Origin of the sequence: Anaerotignum faecicola, from assembly GCA_024460105.1 — a bacterium.
Lineage (GTDB): Bacteria > Bacillota > Clostridia > Lachnospirales > Anaerotignaceae > JANFXS01.
In genome coordinates this window covers 1-583 of the sequence record JANFXS010000077.1, presented here as the reverse complement: position 1 = coordinate 583, position 583 = coordinate 1, and the positions used below count along the sequence as shown (strand labels likewise).

Annotated in this window: 1 protein-coding gene; it reads left to right on the top strand. The window is 39.1% G+C overall.

The genetic code is table 11. From position 1 onward, the window contains the following. Positions 1 to 395: hypothetical protein (locus tag NE664_12825; GenBank protein MCQ4727518.1), on the top strand; the 395-nt coding region annotated here is incomplete at its 5' end. Positions 396 to 583: the final 188 nt, after the last annotated feature.

The following is a 583-nucleotide window of genomic DNA, read 5'->3' as shown; positions in this document are numbered from 1 at the left end:
TGGTAGAAGCTGACGAATCATTTACCTGTTACATAAGGCCAACAATTCCGAAGATCACAAAACGCGATAACTATGCGGAATTGGAAGTGAGTAATAGCCGGCTGTATGTGCAGGTGGGAGAGTCAATCATGGGATATGTGCAGCCGGAAGGCCAGTACTATCCTGTTGACAAGATACTGAAGGAATATCAAGAAAAAGAGAAAATGATTTCGATAGGGATTAACGGAAAGTACTTAAAAGACGCACTGGATTCCATTAGCAACTACGATTCTGATAAAAAAATGGCGAAGATAGATATATACGACTCTGTATCCCCAGTGATTATCAGAACGGGAAGAAAGGGAGAGCGGGAGAATTTAAAAATTGTTTTACCGGCTCGTTTGAGAGATGACTAAATCGAGAAAGAAGGGGAAAATCAGTGTTCAAAACAAATAAGGTGAGTTCATATTGTTCTGTTTGCGGAAAGGAAATATCGATAAAAGGGAATGATTTGAACCAGATATTTATACACCCGTTACACGCATTAAAACATGAAATTCATTTATGGAGAGTACACCACAGAAGGATGTTGAAGGTAAGTGAT